Annotated in this window: 17 protein-coding genes; 15 read left to right on the forward strand and 2 right to left on the reverse strand. The window is 60.0% G+C overall.

From position 1 onward, the window contains the following. Window positions 1-183: 183 nt before the first annotated feature. Window positions 184-600: a DUF4259 domain-containing protein gene (locus J2W49_RS22980; protein WP_310321610.1), complete on the forward strand. Its 417-nt coding sequence runs from the start codon at window positions 184-186 to the stop codon at window positions 598-600. A 190-nt stretch (window positions 601-790) separates the two neighbouring features. On the opposite strand, the gene J2W49_RS22985 is transcribed toward J2W49_RS22980, so the two are convergent. Further along, window positions 791-1,720 carry a LysR family transcriptional regulator gene (locus J2W49_RS22985; RefSeq protein WP_310321612.1) on the reverse strand — a complete coding sequence of 310 codons (930 nt, stop codon included), beginning with the start codon at window positions 1,718-1,720 and terminating at the stop codon, window positions 791-793. 101 nt (window positions 1,721-1,821) lie between these two features. Here J2W49_RS22985 and J2W49_RS22990 point away from each other — a divergent pair, with 101 nt between their 5' ends. From J2W49_RS22990 to J2W49_RS23010, 5 genes are all read left to right on the forward strand, one after another. Continuing rightward, a complete protein-coding gene (locus tag J2W49_RS22990; RefSeq protein WP_310321615.1) occupies window positions 1,822-2,241 on the forward strand; it encodes a nuclear transport factor 2 family protein in 420 nt (139 codons plus the stop codon). A 228-nt stretch (window positions 2,242-2,469) separates the two neighbouring features. Next, the gene (locus J2W49_RS22995; RefSeq protein ID WP_310321617.1) at window positions 2,470-4,116 is read left to right on the forward strand and encodes a hypothetical protein; all 1,647 of its coding nucleotides are present in this window, start codon (window positions 2,470-2,472) and stop codon (window positions 4,114-4,116) included. Next, the gene (locus J2W49_RS23000) at window positions 4,103-4,594 is read left to right on the forward strand and encodes a VOC family protein (RefSeq protein WP_310321620.1); all 492 of its coding nucleotides are present in this window, start codon (window positions 4,103-4,105) and stop codon (window positions 4,592-4,594) included. Before J2W49_RS22995 ends, J2W49_RS23000 begins: the two co-directional genes overlap by 14 nt. Window positions 4,595-4,694: 100 nt before the next feature. Further along, complete coding sequence (locus J2W49_RS23005) at window positions 4,695-5,291, forward strand: DJ-1/PfpI family protein (RefSeq protein WP_310321624.1); 597 nt, start codon at window positions 4,695-4,697, stop codon at window positions 5,289-5,291. 70 nt (window positions 5,292-5,361) lie between these two features. Then, window positions 5,362-5,742 carry a cupin domain-containing protein gene (locus tag J2W49_RS23010; protein WP_310321626.1) on the forward strand — a complete coding sequence of 127 codons (381 nt, stop codon included), beginning with the start codon at window positions 5,362-5,364 and terminating at the stop codon, window positions 5,740-5,742. Window positions 5,743-6,284: 542 nt separating this feature from the next. Here J2W49_RS23010 and J2W49_RS23015 read toward each other — a convergent pair. Further along, the gene (locus J2W49_RS23015; RefSeq protein ID WP_310321628.1) at window positions 6,285-6,902 is read right to left on the reverse strand and encodes a YdeI/OmpD-associated family protein; all 618 of its coding nucleotides are present in this window, start codon (window positions 6,900-6,902) and stop codon (window positions 6,285-6,287) included. A gap of 126 nt (window positions 6,903-7,028) precedes the next feature. Here J2W49_RS23015 and J2W49_RS23020 point away from each other — a divergent pair, with 126 nt between their 5' ends. From J2W49_RS23020 to J2W49_RS23060, 9 genes are all read left to right on the forward strand, one after another. After that, window positions 7,029-7,391: a DUF1801 domain-containing protein gene (locus tag J2W49_RS23020; protein WP_310321630.1), complete on the forward strand. Its 363-nt coding sequence runs from the start codon at window positions 7,029-7,031 to the stop codon at window positions 7,389-7,391. A gap of 503 nt (window positions 7,392-7,894) precedes the next feature. After that, window positions 7,895-8,281, forward strand: coding sequence for a helix-turn-helix domain-containing protein (locus J2W49_RS23025; RefSeq protein WP_310321632.1), 387 nt, complete (start codon window positions 7,895-7,897; stop codon window positions 8,279-8,281). Beyond that, the gene (locus J2W49_RS23030; RefSeq protein ID WP_310321633.1) at window positions 8,278-9,618 is read left to right on the forward strand and encodes a type II toxin-antitoxin system HipA family toxin; all 1,341 of its coding nucleotides are present in this window, start codon (window positions 8,278-8,280) and stop codon (window positions 9,616-9,618) included. Before J2W49_RS23025 ends, J2W49_RS23030 begins: the two co-directional genes overlap by 4 nt. A gap of 71 nt (window positions 9,619-9,689) precedes the next feature. Next, window positions 9,690-10,316 (forward strand): LysE family translocator, encoded by a 627-nt coding sequence (locus tag J2W49_RS23035; protein WP_310321635.1) that lies wholly within the window; start codon window positions 9,690-9,692, stop codon window positions 10,314-10,316. A gap of 508 nt (window positions 10,317-10,824) precedes the next feature. After that, the gene (locus tag J2W49_RS23040) at window positions 10,825-11,580 is read left to right on the forward strand and encodes a hypothetical protein (RefSeq protein ID WP_310321636.1); all 756 of its coding nucleotides are present in this window, start codon (window positions 10,825-10,827) and stop codon (window positions 11,578-11,580) included. Between the two features lie 444 nt (window positions 11,581-12,024). Beyond that, window positions 12,025-12,897, forward strand: a complete 873-nt coding sequence (locus tag J2W49_RS23045; protein WP_310321638.1) for a nucleoside triphosphate pyrophosphohydrolase family protein — start codon at window positions 12,025-12,027, stop codon at window positions 12,895-12,897. Next, window positions 12,894-13,601, forward strand: a complete 708-nt coding sequence (locus J2W49_RS23050) for a thymidylate synthase family protein (RefSeq protein ID WP_310321640.1) — start codon at window positions 12,894-12,896, stop codon at window positions 13,599-13,601. The genes J2W49_RS23045 and J2W49_RS23050 overlap by 4 nt, the downstream gene beginning before the upstream one ends. A gap of 131 nt (window positions 13,602-13,732) precedes the next feature. Beyond that, window positions 13,733-14,722 carry a uracil-DNA glycosylase family protein gene (locus tag J2W49_RS23055; protein ID WP_405001073.1) on the forward strand — a complete coding sequence of 330 codons (990 nt, stop codon included), beginning with the start codon at window positions 13,733-13,735 and terminating at the stop codon, window positions 14,720-14,722. A gap of 25 nt (window positions 14,723-14,747) precedes the next feature. Then, complete coding sequence (locus J2W49_RS23060) at window positions 14,748-15,452, forward strand: restriction endonuclease (RefSeq protein ID WP_310321645.1); 705 nt, start codon at window positions 14,748-14,750, stop codon at window positions 15,450-15,452. Window positions 15,453-15,631: the final 179 nt, after the last annotated feature.

Here is a 15,631-nt window from a genome sequence, read left to right on the forward strand (position 1 = left end):
GACTCCTTTCGTTTGTTGAAGACCTGATCCCCACGCCAATGAAGACCAGAGCGCGAATTTCGCGCAAACAAACGGGGGAGTCCATCCCATCAATCGAGCGGATGCCGAGCCGGCTGCGCCGTCTGGCCACCGCTCATGTCAAACGCTTGGCACACCTCACTTCGTCTACCTTTGGAGCATTAAATGGGAACATGGTCACACGAACCGTTTGGCAACGATGATGCAAATGATTGGGCCTACGATCTCGAAGAAGTACAAGATTTGTCGCTTGTTGAGCAGGCTCTCGATCAGGCTCTGGATGCCGAGGAGTATTTGGAAGCTCCCGAGGGATCAAATGCCGTAGCAGCAGTTGAAGTTTTGGCGAAGTTGCTCGGCCAAGGTACGCAATCGGATGCTTACACCGAAAAAGTTGATGAATGGGTTAAATCTGCGGGCGTCAAACCAAGCACGGAGTTGCTCGAGAAGGCAAAGCGTGCGCTCGTCCGCGTTGCTGGTGAAAATTCCGAGTTGCAAGAGCTTTGGGCAGAAGCAGGGTCGGATGAGTGGATCGCTTCCATCAAGGCTCTGCAGGTGGCGATCAGTGCCCCACAATTCCGTTGAGAGGGACGGTTTGCATGCTGCGCTTGCAAATCCCCTCCGCAGCTTCGCGCCACCGGCCGCCTCTCACGTCAAACGTTGAACGACTGCTGCACATCTCGGGCGATGCCCGCTCCTGGCCGATCGCTGCCCAACGGCCGCGAAGGCCCCATGCCGGCCCATGGCAGAGATTCGTCAGTCCTGCCGGCTCGGCCTAAACCTGTCGCTCGGCCGCATCCCGCATTTGCTCTGGGACACCGGCGATCAAAGCCGCCTGTTGCCTCAACAAGGCGAACACGGGCGCAAGGACCCGACGCGACCGCATCGGCGTGAACAGATGCATCTCGTAGCGCGGAAAGGCCTCCCGAAGACGCAGGGGAACGACCTGGCCCTTCGGCGCGGCGTCCAGCAGGACTGGGTGAGGGAGAACGCCAAGCAAGTCACTGTGGGCCAGTAGATGGATCAGGCTGGCGTAGTCGGGACACGATGCGACCATGCGTGGCGGCCTCATTCGCCTAACGGCAAAGGCTTCACGCAGCACGTCCACGGGCCCACTCACGCTGGGGCCGACGCTGGCCCAGGACGCCCCCTGCAACTCCACCAGCGATTGCGCCTTGGCCAGTGGGTGGGCGCGGCGGGCGTAAGCGAGCGGTGTGATCTGGTACAGCGACTCGCAGACCAAGCCCGGCGCGCGGTAGCCGCGAGGCCGCGGTGAGATCACCAGATCGAGTTCACCGCCTTGCAAACTGGCCAACATGCGACCCTCGTCAGCGCTCGACATGTGGAGGCGTCGGCGAGAATGGCCTTGGCACCAAGCGGCGAGCAAGACCGGGCCGAAGACCAAGGCGGCGGAAGGCGTGACGCCGGCGCACAGCGTGTCGCCATGGGTCGGGGTGGCGCCGGTCGCCGTGAGCGCGTCCATCTGCTCGGCAAGACCCGTGCTCTTCAATGCCGCATGCAGCGCTGCCTCGGTGGGCAGCAGCTTGCGCCCCGAGCGAACGAACAGCGGTGTGTCGAACAGTTTCTGGAGCTGCCTCATGCCATGGCTGATCGCCGGCTGAGACACCCCGCCTGCGCTCGCCGCTGCAGCAAAGCTGCCGTGCTCGATCACCAGCCTGAGGTATTGCAGGTAGCGCAGATTCATAAACATCTCTAATGTATTTGCACTCCCCATGTCTTGTCGAACAGATCGGCTTCTGGAACGATTCAACCCGTGAATACACAGGAATCCAAAGGAAGCCAGACATGAGCCAACTTCAACTGGACACGGTGCGCGCCTACCTCCGGCACCTGCACGCGAGCGATACGGCAGGGCTGATCGCCACCTTCGAGGACGACGGCGTGGTGCACTCCCCGTTTCTGGGCACCATGAAGGCGCGCGACTTTTTTCCCAAGCTTGCGCAGGCCTCAACACAGAGCGTGATCACGCTGATCGACTTGTTCGCGTCCGTGCAACCTGCGGACGACACCGTGCGCGTGGCGGCCTACTTTCGCTACGACTGGACGCTCAATGACGGAAGGCTGGTCGACTTCACTTGCGTAGACGTGTTCGGCTTCCGGCCGGGCAGCGCCCGCATCGACAGCATGCACATCGTTTACGACACGCACCCACTGCGCGAGAGAGTGGGTGACAAGTACGCGCCAAATCCTGTGCCCAACGCCTGAGAGGCTGAGAGTCTTTTGCCATTGGCAAACGCCTCTGCGTGCAGGCCCCCATCCCAGCCTTCCCCCAGCGGGGGAAGGAGTCGAATCACATCCCTTATCATCACCGTCGCGTGCAAGACGCACCCGGGCCCGCGGGAAGGGTTGAACCCACTTGCCTTCATCTGCCTATCCACGCCTTTTGTGCAGCCGACGTTGCGGGTCTTCGGCATCTGATGCACGGAGGTGTCCATGAAGCGCATTCCCCCTCGGCCCGATCTGGGCCAATTGAAGAAGCAAGCCAAGGAGCTGCTGGCTCTCTATCGGCAAGGCGATCCCGCTGCGATGCAGCGATTTCGCGAATCCCTACCCGCCACCCACTGCAAGCCCGACGAGGCCTTGGCCTCACTGGCCCTGCGCCTGCACGACGCGCAGTCGTGCCTGGCACGCGAATACGGCTTTGCCTCCTGGTCTGAACTGCAGTTGTTCGTGCATGCGCGCCGCGCGCTGGCCGATGACCCGGCACAAGCCCAGCGTCGCTGGTTGCTCATGGTCTACGCGGGCGACGTGGCCGGCGGCAACCACAACCACCGGCCCGCCGTGGCCGCCCGGGTACTCGAAGAAAACAACACGCTGCCAGGCGACGACCCCTACCTGGCCTGCGCCATTGGCGATGAAGACGCGCTGCGGCGCGCCACCGCGCGCGACCCGGCGTGGGTTCACCGCGAAGGTGGCCCGTTGCGCCTGCCGCCCCTGGTAGCTGTGACGCATTCCGGGTTGGCGAAACTGCCGGGGTTTCGCGAGCGGCTGCGTGAATGCGCGAAGTTCCTGCTGGCTGCGGGCGCATCGCCGAACCAGTCCATCGGCAGCCGCTGGCCTCCCTCCACGCTGGCGGCGCCGTCTGCCACCGAGCGGCTGAGCGCCCTCTATGGCGCGGCGGGCAAGGCCTTTGACCCGGAACTGACGCGGCTGCTGCTGGACGCGGGCGCCGACCCCAACGACGGTGAATCGCTTTACCACTCACTAGAGGCGCCGGCCTGCGCCCAACTGCTGTTGAACGCCGGTGCACGGATCGACGGAACGAACGCGATGTACCGCGCGCTCGACCTCGAAGACGCTGGCGTGCTGCAGATGCTGCTGGACCACGGCGGTGATCCGAACGAGCCTCCGCTGGGGCCGCCCACTTCCGAGTGGGGTTCGCCCTTGTTGTGGGCCATTCGCCGCCGCCGTTCGCTCGCACACATCCAGGTGCTGCTGGCGGCCGGCGCCAGGGCGGACGCCTGCACACAGGACGGCGTGCAGGCCCGCACAATGGCGCTTCGCTTCGGGCGGCCCGAGGTTGCAGCATTACTGGGGCAGGCAAGCACGGCCGGTGAGCCGCTAGCAGCGGAAGAAGCTTTTGTGGTGGCGTGCGCGCGCGGTGATCTTGAATCGGCACGTGCGATCCAGCGAGACCACCCGGGCGTGATCGATGCGCTGGACGATGCTCGGCTGCGACTGTTGCCCGAACTCGCAGAGCAGGGCTGTAGGGACGCGGTCAAGACCATGGTGACCTGCGGCTGGTCATTGGAGATTCGTGGTGGTGACATCGACGCCACCGCCCTCAACCATGCGATCTTCCGTGGCGACGCGGACCTCACCCGCTTTCTGATGGTGCACGGCGCGGATTGGCAAACGCTGCACGGCTTCGGCGACAACGCCTGCGGCAGCTTGTCCTGGGCCTCGCTCAATGAGCCTGTGAACGGCGGTGACTGGGCCGGATGCGCCCTGGCTTTGCGCGACCACGGCCTGCCACCGGTTCGGCCCGACCCGAACGGCGCGGACATTGTGCGGATTGGCGAACGTCGCTACCAGTTCGCCGACGACGTGACCGACGTGCTGCTGGGTGTCGACCAGTGATTTGCTGGGTCAGATCAAAGCCAGAACACGCCAGAATCCTTCACCGCAAAGCTTTTTAACTTCACTTCCGGAGGTCAGATTGTCGATTTCAAAAAATGCCGGTGCCGTGGTTTTTGCCAAAGACATCGTTCGCGTGGCCAAGTTCTACGAAGAGCTGTTCTCCATCCCGGCGGTTCATTCAGAGCGAGATCACATCGTTCTTGAGTCGTCCCAATGCCAGTTGGTCCTTCACGCCATCCCAAAGAAGATCGCCGATTCAATTGAAATTACCACCCCACCAGCGCGGCGCACAGAAACACCGATCAAGCTTTTTTTCTTCGTGCCAAGCCTTGCCGAAGCCAGGGCAAAAGCCATCGCACTCGGTGGCGAACTGAATCCAGAGAAAAGTGAGTGGGAAGCACGCGGTTTTCGAGGTTGTGACGGACACGATCCGGAAGGCAATGTCGTGCAGATCCGAGAGGTTGTTAGTCCCTCCTGAGGGCGACCACCCTTTACCGACCGACCGCAGCGCCTGCGGCTTGCCAGCTCAGCCTTGAAGTGGCACCAGCGGCAACCCAGCTGCCGCGTAAAGTCGTGCAATGCACACAGCCATCCTCACATTTGACGGATTCAACGAACTGGATTCGCTGGTCGCCCTCGGCATACTGAGCCGCATCAAAAGCCCAGGCTGGCGCGTGACCCTGTGTTGCCCGACCCCGACGGTCACCTCGATGAATGGCGTCACCTTGCATGCCCAGTCCACGTTGGAGGAAGCAAACGACGCCGACGTGGTGCTCTTCGGCAGCGGAATGAAAACCCGTGAGATTGCAAACAACGAAGGCGTGATGGAGCGGTTGAAGCTGGACGCTTCCCGACAATTCATCGGCGCCCAGTGCTCAGGCACCTTGATGCTGGCCAAACTCGGTTTGCTGAACGGCGTGCCTGCATGCACCGATTTGCTCACCAAACCCTGGGTGCAGGAAGCTGGCGTTGAAGTGCTGAATCAACCGTTCTACGCCGAAGGCAACGTCGCGACTGCTGGCGGATGCTTGGCTTCGCAGTACCTGGCGGCATGGGTCATCGCCAGATTCGAAGGGCTGGAAGCGGCCAAGTCAGCCTTGCACTACGTGGCCCCGGTTGGAGAAAAGGAACCCTACGTCGATCGAGCGGTAGCAAACATCAGCCCTTACCTGTGAGCTCACGCGAAGGCTTCAAGTAAATTCAAGTCTCGTCTGCGGATTCAAGATCTACCCCCACGCACCACCCATGAAAAAGTCGCTCGACCAGATTCTTTCCACCTTGACGTATCTCCCAGACCGAAAACCGGAAATGGCCTTCACAGGTGGTGCAGAGGCAGCATTCGCAGAAGTCGCCCCGTTCCGAGATGGCGCCGTCTATGTGGGCCACTACTCAGGCAACAGTGAGTGGGAGCGCCATGCCGCAGGTGATGAGCTTGTCATGGCCCTGGAGGGAAGCACGACGGTGGTGCTTCGAATTGACTCAAAAGACGAGCGCGTGTCTTTGGGTCAACATGAGCTTGTTGTCGTTCCCGCTGGGGTCTGGCATCGCTTTGAGAACTCCCAGAATCTGAAAGTGCTCACTGTCACGCCCCAGCCAACCGACCACCAGCTGGCGCTGGATGCATAGCCTCTTGCTGGGGCACGATCACCGGCACCCCGGGGGGCGGCCGCCTTGCGCCAATCGCCAAGATGACGCGCCTCGGCGCAGCGGCGGAAACATCGCCAGATGGTTGAGGTCGATTAAAAGCGGATGGGCTTCGCGTTGATGGCCGCCACGGCCGCCGCGGGTTCTCCGTTCATGACCAGTTGCTTCGCGCGGTGCAAGCGAACCTATGGCGCGGCGCAGCCAGGCTTGCCCAACTCCACCCGTCCTCCATCACCCCTCTTTGACAGTGCTAGGCGTCACCGCCGCGAACCTTGCGGTCGACGTCGGCAATGGGCCGTTCGCCTCGCTGCGATCTGGGATCCATTCGACCCTGTTGCCCTTGCTGCGCAGGCGGTTTTGAGTTTGCCGACCGCTTGTCTTGCGGGTTTTTTTCCAGCTTGGGCGTCAGACGGTTTTGCCATGAGGTCCTCCTGATGAACTGTGACGGGTGAAGACCTGAACAAGGCGGCAAATGGCGTGCCCAGCGCTCTGTGGTAAGCGCCTGATCCGCATGAACCTCGCGGTCACGCCTTGGCACGGGGCTTGGAGGGGTGGAGGGTCTCGCCGCGCGCGAGCATCTCTACCAGTTGGGCGATGCGCTTGGCACGCGTCTCGGCCTTCACGGCCGCTTGTATGCGCCAGAGCACCGCATAGCGATTGGCCGCGTTGATCGTTGCGAAGAAGGCCTTCGCCCTCGGCTCGGCTTCCAGCGCCGCCAACAGGTCCTCCGGCACTGCGGACGTGCGCGCTCCGTCGTAGGCCCGCGCCCAGCGTCCGTCGGCCTTGGCGGCCTCGATCTGTGCGTAGCCCGGCACCTGCATGCGCCCCGCCTCGATGAGCGCCGCGACCTTGTCGACGTTGATCTTCGACCAAACGCTGCGCGCGCGCCGCGGCGTGAAGCGCTGGAGAAAGTGCTGGTCGTCAAGGCCCTTCTTCTGGCCGTCGATCCAGCCCCAGCAGAGCGCGATCTCCACCGCCTCTGGGTAGGTGACGCTGGGTTCATTCGCGCCCCGCTTGGCGATCTTGAGCCAGAGGCCGTCAGAGATGGCGTGATTCTTCTTCAGCCAGGTCTCGAAAGCCTTGGCACTGTTGAACAAGGCCAAGGTGGGGGCGGGTTGGATGGCGGATTCGGGGGTGGGCATCGTAGGGAGTGTGCCGCAAGAGCGCCAGTGCAACGCCATGTCGACCTTGAGCACGCACCCGGTCAACAATGGCTGACGATCTCTGCTTTTTTCCGCTTTCTTTAAATCCAGGTGAGGTTCCAAATCATGGCTACAAAATCCGTTCAAGCACTGCTGGATGACATTCGGCTTCTGGGTGGCGAGCAACATTCGCTGGTTGAGTCCGTTCGCACGCTCGTCAAGAAGACCGTCTCCCCCATCTCTGAGGAAGTCAAATATGGCGGCATCCTCTTTACTTCAGGCGTGCAATTCTGCGGTGTGTTTGCCTACAAGCAGCACGTCTCTGTAGAGTTTGGCCATGGCGCACTGATCGCTGACACCCTCGGTCATCTTGAAGGCGGTGGCAAAGGTCGGCGGCACATCAAACTTCATTCCGCAGAAGACATTCAGGCCAAAAATTTGGCCCACTATCTTCCCCTTGCACTGGAGGCAGCGAAAAAGGGGGCCTGACAGTGCACCCAGGCCAGCGCCGCTTCGCGGCTCGGCTGGCTTCACGCATGGTGGTGGAACGCCTGAACCTGCTGGCACAAGCCAAGAGCACGGTGGAGCTGGCGCAGTTCGCTGAAGGAGACCGCGCGCACTTCACCCCCAGCGACGGGCAAGTCAGGCACGGTATTGTGCTGCGCCTGAACAGAAAGACCGCCAGTGTGCGCACCGACGCAATACGCGCACACAAGGCGCGCTCACGGAGCGGACATGGAAGAAGTTTGGTTGTGGAGAGGGCCCGAGCATCAGGGGGAAAATTGACGGTTAGCCCTGCCGGCGGAAAAGTAGCCGCACGCTGCAACTCTCCGCAACCCTCACTGGCGAGCAGACGTACAACGCGCCACCAAACGGTCAGAATCATCCGCATAGTTTAATATCTCTTTAAACAAAAAAGAATAGTTAACTATTTAATATATACAGGATAGTTTAGTATTGCTTTAATCAGTAAAGCATGGTTAACTATCCTCATGAAAACCCTCGCTGAACTTGCACAGGTGCTTGAGAGTGCCCGCAAGCGCCAGAAGCTGTCCTACAAGGCGCTGGCCGCCCGCGTGGGCCTCACGCCGCTGGCGGTGAGGCAGGCGCTCAGTGGCAAGAGCGCCCTTCGCGCGCACAACCTGATGGCACTGGCCGACGAGCTGGGCTTGGAGCTGATGCTGCTGCCCAAGGGCGTGGCAAGGTCATTCCAGCCGGGTGGCGCCGCCGCAGACAGCGCCGGCCTGGACATGGGAAGCGCGTCGCCTGCGTACGTGAGCCAACTCGATCGGCTCCTGAAAACGCTGGCCACAGACAGTCCCGCACCCGAGGCGACACCGAGCCTGCCCCCCACTGACAGCCCGGAGAAAGACAGATGAGGTTTCGCACCTTGCGCATCTACATTGGCAAGCGCTATTGCGGGGACCTGTTTCAGTACGGCCAGGGGCACACAGCGATCACACGGTTCACGCCTCACCGGGAATTTTGGCTGGATCCAGCGGCGCCAGTGCTGGGCTGGGCTGGGCGCCAAGGCACCGACCGCGAGCGCCAGCTGTTTCTGGCCGACGCGGCCATGCAGCCTTTTTTCAATGGGAGCGGCGAGCGCCTGCCCGCCTTTTTCCAGAACCTTCTGCCCGAAGGCCCGCTGCGCAAGCACCTTGAGCAACTGCGCAAGTGCCCGCCAGACGATCACATGGAGATCCTGGCGATGTGCGGCGATGACCTTCCAGGCAACGTTTATGCCAAACCCGGCCCCGAAGACCGCACAGCCATGGAAGCCGTGGTCACGCAGGGGCACGATGCGCTGGAAATGACCGTCATCGAGGCCCCGCTGGCTGGCGCCACCTCGCTCTCTGGCATCCAGCCCAAACTGGGTCTGGTGGAAAAGGGAGGCCGGTATGTGGCTCGCACCAGGCTCGGCAAAGGTGGCAAACACATCATCGCCAAGCTGCCCACGGCTGAGTACGCACTGCTGCCGGAGGTGGAGGAGCTGTCGCTGCGGCTGGCACGAGCCGCAGGCGTCACCACTTGCGAGGCGGCCCTTCGCCCTGTGGACACCATCGCCCCGGAAAACCAGCCCTACACGCTGGCAGCGGGCCGCCAATTTTTGGCCGTCACCCGTTTCGACCGCTCGCCCACGGGGCACATCCACTGCGAAGACTTCGCCCAGGTGCTTGATGTGGACCCCAGCGAGAAGTACCGGGACGCGCACGAGCGCGCCAGCTATGCGGCCATGCTGCTGGTCATTGACCGCGCCATGGGCCTGGGGGAGCGCGCGCAGTTTGAAATCATGCGCCGCCTCATGGTCAATGAAATGCTGGGCAACCTGGACGCGCACCTGAAGAACTTTGGCGTGATCTACGCCGATGGCGTCACCCCGGCGTTGTCGCCTGCGTACGACGTGGTGGCGTACGCGGCCTACATGAAACTCAAGGGCCATGCCCTGAGCTTTTACCGCGGCGCGCCGCAAAGAGCGGAGATCACCCCAGCCCTCGTTCGCGGCCTGTGCAACGCTGTGGGCATGTCGGAACCCAAGGTGCGCGCCGAACTGGCCGGCACGGTAACGCTCGCCCGAGAGAAGTGGCCGCAGATGATCGAGGACAGCGCACTGATGCCCGAGCACAAAACCAGGCTGATGGAACATTTTGAGTCGGTCCCGGCCGTGCAGGCACAGGCCAGACGAACCGGCATTCGGGCTGCGCGGGGGAAGGGTTGAAACGAAGCAAGCCGACGCCGATTCGCGGCGCGGTTTAATTCATGCCTCAGCCACCTTCAGGAACACCGCCCATGTCCATCGAACTCTGGTTTGCCTTCGTCGCCGCTTCCGCGGTCTTGCTCATCATCCCCGGCCCCACCATCCTCACCGTCATCAGCTACTCCATGGCTCACGGTCGGCGGGCCAACCTGCCACTCGTGGCCGCCGTTGCGCTGGGCGACTCCACGGCGTTGGTCGTCTCGCTTCTGGGGCTGGGTGCTTTGCTGGCCACATCAGCCTTCTGGTTCACCGTCGTGAAGTGGGCGGGTGGCATGTACCTGCTTTATCTCGGCATCAAGCTGTTGCGGGCAGGCATTTCGTCAACCGAGCTGACCACTCCTGCCGCGCCGGGCTCGCGCTGGAAGTTGTTCGCGAATACCTACCTCGTCACGGCACTCAATCCGAAAGGCATCGTGTTCTTCGTGGCCTTCTTGCCCCAGTTCATCAACCCGAGTGCGGCGGTCACCCAGCAGCTATGGGTGCTTGCCATCACGTTTGTGGCCATGGCCACGCTCAATGCAACGCTGTATGCCGTGTTTGCCGGCTCGGCCCGGAAGCTGCTGTCCTCGCCCAGAGCGCAGCGGCGGTTCAATCTGGCCGGTGGTTCACTCCTGTCCGTCGCCGGGGTCTGGGCGCTGTTGGCCAAGCGGGCAGCGTGAAGGCAGATTGAGGGAATGTGAACGGCTATTGAGCGTGGCTTACTTTGGCTCGCTCCAGAAGCGCGCCTTCCGATGCCGAGAGATCGGTATGCAGCGGGTGCGGTCGGTGAGCGCAGCCAGTCGTGCTCACGCTGATTACCTTGGAGCGGCCTTTTGGCATGACGACCGGAGCTGGTTTCTGAAATGGCGAGATCGACCGGGTGAAAATGGGAGCAATGGTCTTCACCGTGCCAATGCTCACTGCCTTTGCATTGTGAATACGGTATCACTGCTGCAGCGGACTACGGCCCTCCCTAAAACGTTCATTACTGTGGTAAACCTGAATAAATATCCAGAAACTGTGAATTTCATCACACCATGACCCTGTTAAACCTGACAGGGTTTTCGCTTTGCATGCACGCATTTCACGAAAAATCGCTTACAGGTACAGGTGTAGAAACTACATTGTCAAAATAGGCATCCACGCAATAGGCCAAGCAAGTATTGCCAGCAATAATCCGTTACTTTCATGCTGAAACTCTTTATGTCCCATCGCTACCTCCAGTTGTTCGCCGTTTTTCTCATTTCGACCTTGATGGCTTCTTGCGCATCAACAGGACCTCGCGCTCTAAATCCTCGTGGCCCCGCGGATCCCAGCCTCGTCAAGCATGGGGTTGTGGCCATGTCTCTGGACATGATTAATGAATTCAATCCGAAATGGGGGCCTTGGAAACTCGGTGGCTATTTTTCTGGCTCGATTGTGGAGTCCGAAAAATACGAAAAGGATACATTCGAGGGAGGTATGACATATTTCCCCGGGCCTGGCGTCGGCATGGGAGACGGAATCAAGAAAGGTCGGACAGATATGCCTGCAATAGCCATCCTGCCTGCTGGAACGTACAGATTGACAGGCATTGTTGGCTCATCCATGCCGGGAATTATCGGGGCAGGTATTCACTTCCCTATCTCAAGCGAGACATTCAAAGTCGAGGCCGGTAAAGGTGTCTACATTGGACACATTAGCATCCGAGCAAAAGAAAAAACCTCGTCCGATTACTGGTCTCTTGACCAGCTGGTTGGCCAGCACCCCAACTTGGGGCATACAACGATTGTTGGCCAGGCTCCCGCCAAATTCAGCAAGACCACCCCAGTACTAAACTTCTCCAACCGATACGAGGAGTCAATCATGGAGTTAAAGTTAGACTATCCATACTTGGTGGATGTTAAGTTTGACAACCTTCCACTCAAAATTTATGCCGAAGGCAGTGAGAAAAAATCCGATTGAGTAGAAAGCTTTGCCATGCAGAGCGGAATCAAATCTGATGTGCAAAGCACTGAGTTAACTCCACCCAGAAAGAATCAGACCAAAGTGCATGAATCTATTGATTCCCCTCAAAATTGGGCGGACTGCTTCTGGCCGGGAACGGACCCCGACGGTGACCGTAACGAGCTGGCTTAGGCCAGCCCCGTTTTCCCACCGCAGGTCAGCTTTCCGACTTCGCATCGTATTGCACTCGCGGCCAAGAGCGGGAGCTCGTCTACTTGTAAGCTAAAAACTTTCTTCATCGCGCGCTTGAGGCCCAGTTGAGCGGCCCCTCGATGTCGTACGTCACCAATAGCTACGCGTGAGCGCGCTTCACGACGAGCTAAACAGGGAGGAAAAATGGCCACTAGAGCGTCAGCACGGAGCGCGAAGGCAGACCGGCCAACGGCTACTGGTCCGAGTGCTATGTCGCGTTTTGCCGAGTATCAAGCAATGGTGGAACGCACAGACGAGCGGCGTACCCGTGCAGTTTCCCTGATGGGTCTTGTTGGTGAGGTTGGTGACCTTCACAGCATGATGAAAAAGCTCCTTCTTCAGAAGGACAACCCTGCCTTCCGCACAGAGCTGCGGGAGGAGTTTGGAGATCTGCTTTGGTACCTGACAAGTTTGGCGTCCCTGTACGAGATTCCGTTGGAGGAAATCGCCAAGGCGAACGCGGAGAAGGCGGAGTCGCTCTACACAAAGGGCGGAGTCAACGTCTTCGACGGCAAGTTCCCGGCTGACGAACGACTGCCACGCCGCTTTGTCGTGAACTTCTATGAAAAGCCGCTTGAGCGCAGTCTCTATGTCAAGGTTTCCGTGAACGATGTGGTCATTGGCGACGCACTGACAGACAACTCGCATGAAGATGACGGCTACCGCTACCACGACGTGTTTCACCTCGCATACGCAGCGGTCCTCGGTTGGTCCCCGGTATGTCGAGCGATGCTGAAGTGCAAACGCAAGTCAAACGTCAAGATCGATGAGGTGGAAGATGGCGCTCGCGCGGCCATCATTGAGGAGGCGATATCCATTCTCATCTTCAACCAGGCGGAGGAGCGCGGTTGGTATGGCGATCGAAGTTCTATCGACATCGGTCTTCTGAAGACCATTCGCCGCATGGGTATGGGATTGGAAGTGCGAGCCTGCACCGCTAAACAGTGGCAAGAGGCGATTTCGCAGGGATATGCTGCTTTCCGGGAACTCAAGAAGAATGGTGGAGGCGATGTCACCGTGGATCTTGACAAGCAGCGAATTGCCTATCGAGCGCCAAGTACCATTAAAGGACGCCGAGCATGAGCATCCAAGTTATCGAAGGTGACACACCACTTGAAGCTTGGCGCTCAGGTTGCGCTCTCCTGTTGAATTCGAGGGGCGAGATCAGCAACTTGGTGACCACTATCAACCAGCCTTGTGCAGCAGACGATCAGTGGCTGGCTCAGCATTCACCGGCGCGATTCAAGGCTGGGGCGGATGACGCGCGGGATGTCGCGAACACGCTCTTTCCTCAGAGAACTTATGAGCGAGTAGCCAGTAGGGCAGACCTGTACTCCCAGTACCTGAAGGCACACGACCGCGCACACAGATGGCAGAGGGGGCGCCATGCCTGGGGTACGTACTTTGAGCGGCTTGTCCGATTCCCGCCGGAAGGGGTCAATCAGCTTGAGCGCGCGATCGAGAAGCTGAATACGTGGCCCCAGCGGAACACGACAGGGTTGGTGTTCCACCTGTCGTCGCCGGCGGTCGACTCCCCAAGAACTCGTGGAGGTCCGTGCTGGCAGTTCGCCGAGTTCCTCTGGAACGCCGATGACTCGTTGGATCTTGTCGTCGTGTACCGGAATCACGACTTCTTCAACAAGGTTCTCGGGAACTTCGTGGGGCTCGGGCGCTTGCTGCACTTCATTTGTAGCTCGACAAACAAGCGACCAGGGAAGTTGGTCTGCCACTCCGTTCACGCTTACTTCGACTGCTCGCAACAGCAGCTTCGCAACCTAATCCAATGAAACACGAAGACGCCAAAGAAGCCAAGTTCCTCAACTTGGTTGATCGAGTGAGCGCATGCGAGAAGTGCCCGAGGATGAAGGGGAGCGCTAGAGTGCTTGGGCCAGGGTGCGGTCCCTTGGATGCACCGCTCATGTTCGTTGGCGAGGCACCGGGCCGCCTTGGTGCGGACGGGTCTCACTTGCCATTCCATGGTGACAAGTCCGGCCATAACTTCGAGAAGCTGATCGAGCAAGTCGGTGTCAGTCGGTACGAGGTGTTTGTCACAAATGCCGTACTGTGCAACCCCAAGGACGAGAAGGGGAACAACGCGACACCCACATCTAGCGAGATATCCAACTGTGCACCCTTCCTACGCGAGACCATTGACATACTAGATCCGGCCATCGTGGTCACACTCGGCGCGGTAGCACTGAAGGCGTGCGGCGCAATTGAGACGCATGCCGTCTCGCTCCGTGAGCACGTGCGGACGAGCCGCACATGGATGCGACGAACGCTGATTCCCGTGTATCACCCCGGTCAGCGAGCTATGGTCCATCGCAGTTTTGCGAACCAGTTGAGCGACTACCAGTTCGTGGCTGAGACCTTGCGACGCTTTAAGAAGCCTCATAAGAAGGCGAGTAGCGCCAAACCGAGATCGGAAGCCGCCAAGCTCGGTTTGGTCGCCCGGAGGGCATTGCGGGGCAGAGCAAACGGGCTGAGCTACTTCGCTCTTCACAAGCTGTGCTTCCTCGCTGAGATCGCCTCGCTGGAGTCCAGCGGCGAACGTCTCACGAATGCATACGTCGTTCGTCAGAAGGATGGGCCTTACTTCGTCGACCTCCACTTGGCCAAGCTTCCACAGTTGATCCCCGGTATCCAGACCTGGTCGGAGCGAGGCAAAGTCATGCTACGGCTAGCCCCCCAACTTGGCTTCTTGGAAGCCGACGATCAGCCCGCGCTCGGCAAATCAGACGAAGAAGCCATAGAGAAGGTGCTCGCGAAGTACGGTCGCATGCCGGACGCGGAGCTGAAGCGCGTCGTCTATTTGAGTAGGTACATGCGCGCCTTGCTCAGAAAAGAGAAGTCGGCGGGAGCGAACCTGTACAACGCGGCAGTACTGCCGTACTTGCCTCAAACTTAGTTGTTCGACGTCCGAGTACCAATTGATGGCAGCGAATTGGAGGGAATACCAAGAGGAGGCGGCAGCGTTCTTTCGGTCGCTTGGACTGGACGCCACGGCCGATGTACACGTCCAAGGCGTGCGCACAGTTCACAACGTGGACGTACTCGTTAAGTCACGGCATGCAGGGTTTGAGGTCACATGGATCGTGGAGTGCAAATTCTGGAGTGCTCGTGTGAGCAAGCTCCACGTTCTCGCGCTTCGTGAAATCACGTCTGACACGGGTGCGGATCGTGGAATTTTGCTGTCGGAGAGCGGGTTTCAAAGTGGGGCAGCCGAAGCTGCAGCCTTAACCAATGTGCATCTCACGACGCTCGAACATCTGCGACGGGAGGCGAGTGACGGTGTCTGCCGCATGCGTCTGACGGAACTCTATGACCGAGTCGAAGCATGTCGCGAGCTGTATTGGTCCCTACCGAAGGGAAGAAGAATCGAGCATGGTCTGAGGCCGGACGTAGCTGAGGGCGGGTACTCTGGTGCGGCGGTCATCTCATTCGCCGAGGATTTGCTTCGCAAGGGCCTCCGAGGCGTCTATCCGTTCGAGACCGACTACATGTGGCGCCACGCAAACCGTGTTGAACACGAGACCGTGACTTCGCCGGTGGCCCTCGTCGAGATTTTGGAGCCGCAGGTCGCTGAATTGGAGGCGCGCCTTACTTCATGTGTGACGGCTACGAAGGAGCATGAATGAGCGACCGCTTCCGGGCATCGATTTCGTCACCACCGAAGACCGCAACGGGTCGTGAAGAACCGGTCGTCTTGGCGGGTAGGAGTCGCTCGGCATCTCGTCTGGCCCAACGCTGTTGAGTGGCCGCTGCTGGAGGTGCAACGGTCGGTCGCCCGGCAGAAGGGGAGCGGCAGGTTCCGCTG

The sequence above is a fragment of the Hydrogenophaga palleronii genome (assembly GCF_031457455.1).
Lineage (GTDB): Bacteria > Pseudomonadota > Gammaproteobacteria > Burkholderiales > Burkholderiaceae_C > Hydrogenophaga > Hydrogenophaga palleronii_A.

Excerpts from the sequence above, each read along its gene's own strand:
- J2W49_RS22980 (WP_310321610.1), top strand. The coding sequence starts at position 184 with ATGGGAACATGGTCACACGAACCGTTTGGCAACGATGATGCAAATGAT.
- J2W49_RS22985 (WP_310321612.1), bottom strand. The coding sequence starts at position 1,720 with ATGAATCTGCGCTACCTGCAATACCTCAGGCTGGTGATCGAGCACGGC.
- J2W49_RS22990 (WP_310321615.1), top strand. The coding sequence starts at position 1,822 with ATGAGCCAACTTCAACTGGACACGGTGCGCGCCTACCTCCGGCACCTG.
- J2W49_RS22995 (WP_310321617.1), top strand. The coding sequence starts at position 2,470 with ATGAAGCGCATTCCCCCTCGGCCCGATCTGGGCCAATTGAAGAAGCAA.
- J2W49_RS23005 (WP_310321624.1), top strand. The coding sequence starts at position 4,695 with ATGCACACAGCCATCCTCACATTTGACGGATTCAACGAACTGGATTCG.
- J2W49_RS23010 (WP_310321626.1), top strand. The coding sequence starts at position 5,362 with ATGAAAAAGTCGCTCGACCAGATTCTTTCCACCTTGACGTATCTCCCA.
- J2W49_RS23015 (WP_310321628.1), bottom strand. The coding sequence starts at position 6,902 with ATGCCCACCCCCGAATCCGCCATCCAACCCGCCCCCACCTTGGCCTTG.
- J2W49_RS23020 (WP_310321630.1), top strand. The coding sequence starts at position 7,029 with ATGGCTACAAAATCCGTTCAAGCACTGCTGGATGACATTCGGCTTCTG.
- J2W49_RS23025 (WP_310321632.1), top strand. The coding sequence starts at position 7,895 with ATGAAAACCCTCGCTGAACTTGCACAGGTGCTTGAGAGTGCCCGCAAG.
- J2W49_RS23030 (WP_310321633.1), top strand. The coding sequence starts at position 8,278 with ATGAGGTTTCGCACCTTGCGCATCTACATTGGCAAGCGCTATTGCGGG.
- J2W49_RS23035 (WP_310321635.1), top strand. The coding sequence starts at position 9,690 with ATGTCCATCGAACTCTGGTTTGCCTTCGTCGCCGCTTCCGCGGTCTTG.
- J2W49_RS23040 (WP_310321636.1), top strand. The coding sequence starts at position 10,825 with ATGCTGAAACTCTTTATGTCCCATCGCTACCTCCAGTTGTTCGCCGTT.
- J2W49_RS23045 (WP_310321638.1), top strand. The coding sequence starts at position 12,025 with ATGTCGCGTTTTGCCGAGTATCAAGCAATGGTGGAACGCACAGACGAG.
- J2W49_RS23050 (WP_310321640.1), top strand. The coding sequence starts at position 12,894 with ATGAGCATCCAAGTTATCGAAGGTGACACACCACTTGAAGCTTGGCGC.
- J2W49_RS23055 (WP_405001073.1), top strand. The coding sequence starts at position 13,733 with ATGTTCGTTGGCGAGGCACCGGGCCGCCTTGGTGCGGACGGGTCTCAC.
- J2W49_RS23060 (WP_310321645.1), top strand. The coding sequence starts at position 14,748 with ATGGCAGCGAATTGGAGGGAATACCAAGAGGAGGCGGCAGCGTTCTTT.